This is a genomic window from Streptomyces sp. SID14478, from assembly GCF_010548525.1.
GTDB lineage: Bacteria > Actinomycetota > Actinomycetes > Streptomycetales > Streptomycetaceae > Streptomyces.
This window is the reverse complement of record NZ_JAAGMG010000029.1, coordinates 1-1,398: the sequence shown is the minus strand read 5'-3', so window position 1 is coordinate 1,398 and position 1,398 is coordinate 1. Positions and strand designations below refer to the sequence as shown.

General features: G+C 74.2%; 2 protein-coding genes. One reads left to right on the top strand and one right to left on the bottom strand.

What is annotated here, in order from left to right; all coding sequences use genetic code 11:
• A partial coding sequence (locus G3I40_RS00925) for an SDR family NAD(P)-dependent oxidoreductase (RefSeq protein ID WP_164300215.1) occupies window positions 1–258 on the bottom strand: 258 nt, incomplete at its 3' end.
• Window positions 259–349: 91 nt separating this feature from the next.
• Here G3I40_RS00925 and G3I40_RS46795 point away from each other — a divergent pair.
• The coding region (locus G3I40_RS46795; RefSeq protein WP_239091441.1) for an AfsR/SARP family transcriptional regulator at window positions 350–1,398 on the top strand (1,049 nt) is incomplete at its 3' end.

Sequence of the window (1,398 nt, the reverse complement as noted above, 5' to 3'; positions counted from 1 at the left end):
GCTGTCCGGGCGGGCGGCGTGGACGAAGAGGTGGTCGACGCGGCCCAGGTGTCCCGTCACCGCGTCCGGGGCCGGCGGGGTCGCGGTCGTCAGGCGGGCGGTGCGGCCCAGTTCGGTACGGGCCCGGGCGAGGTCGGCGGGGTCGGCGCAGGTCACCAGGATGCGGGCGCCGCCCTCGACGAGGCGTTTGGCGATGGCGAGCCCGATGCCGTGGGCTCCTCCGGTGATCACCGCGGTGCGGCCTGCGTATGTGGTCATGGCGGGACTGTGCGGGGCGGGGCTTCGGATCGGCTGAGGGTCCGCTGATGGTCCGCCGACCCGGCCGCGGGGCGGCGGGTACGGTCGGCGCATGTGGTTCGGGGTGTTGGGGGAGCTCGTCGTGCGCGGCCGCGACGGCGAGGTGGTCGGGGTCCCCGAGGTGAAGGTGAGGGCGCTGCTCGCGGTGCTGCTCGCATACGAGGGGCGGCCCGTCCCCGTGGACCGGCTCGTCGAGGAGCTGTGGGGCGCGCGGCCGCCCGGGAACCCGGCGAACTCGCTCCAGGCCAAGGTCTCCCAGCTGCGCCGGGTCCTCGGCCGGGACCGGGTGGTGCGGCAGGCCGCGGCGGGTTACCGCCTCGTCCTGGACGACGCCGAGGTGGACGCCGACGTGTTCCGGGGGCTGGTGGAGCGGGCGCGTTCCGTGCCGGACGCGGACGGGCACGTACGCCCTCTCGATCGCGTAGAGCCTCTTGAGCGCGTTGGGCCTCTCGATCGCGTAGAGCCTCTTGAGCGCGTTGGGCCTCTCGATCGCGTAGAGCCTCTCGATCGCGTTGGGCCTCTTGAGCGCGTAGAGCCTCTTGATCGCGTTGGGCCTCTCGATCGCGTAGAGCCTCTTGATCGCGTTGGGCCTCTTGAGCGCGCCCGACGGCTCGATCACGTAGGGCCTCTCGATCGCACCCGGCCCCTCGGCCAGGCGCGGCACCTCGGCCAGACGCAGCCCCTCGACCAGACGCCGCTTCTCGACCGCCTACGGCTTCTCGACCAGGCGTTGGAGCTGTGGCGGGGGCCCGCGTTCGCCGATTTCGCGGACGCGGAGTTCGTGCGGGCGCCGGTCCGGCTGTTGTCGGAGCTGCGGCTCGTCGCTCTGGAGGAGCGGGCCGACGCACGGCTGGCGCTCGGCGAACACGACCTGGTCGCGGGCGAGTTGGGGGCGCTCGTCGAGGCACACCCGCTGCGCGAGCGGCTGCGCGGGCTGCACATGCGCGCGCTGTACCTGGCGGGGCGGCAGGGCGAGGCGCTCGCCTCGTACGCGCACCTGCGCACCGTCCTCGCGGACGAACTCGGCGTGGACCCGTCCCGGGAGCTCACCGCCCTGCACACGGCCGTGCTGCGGCAGGACGCCCGGCTCGACCCGCAGCC